Here is a 236-nt window from a genome sequence, read left to right as displayed (position 1 = left end):
CTTTTCTGAAGGAATTGGACTCGACATTTCAGAAGGGAAAGCAAACTTTCATACATTAGAAGAATATGCATTGACGCATCCTTTCATCATAAACGAATCGGGAAGAGAGGAACAGCTGAAAGCACGATTGAATCAATACGTGTTAGAAGATTAATTGAATAGGCGGACCTGTTTTGAAGGAGGGAAAACATGAAGTAGGTGATGGGAATTGAGCTTGGAACGAGCGGAGTCAAGGC

General features: G+C 41.5%; 1 pseudogene. It reads left to right on the top strand.

The window, feature by feature from the left end:
• Positions 1–154: pseudogene (locus R0K30_RS23510) on the top strand (xylose isomerase); the annotation flags it as partial.
• Between the last annotated feature and the right edge of the window lie 82 nt (positions 155–236).

Origin of the sequence: Bacillus sp. SIMBA_154, from assembly GCF_046536015.1 — a bacterium.
Taxonomy (GTDB): Bacteria; Bacillota; Bacilli; order Bacillales; family Bacillaceae; genus Bacillus; species Bacillus pumilus_P.
This window is presented reverse-complemented; position numbering and strand designations above follow the sequence as displayed.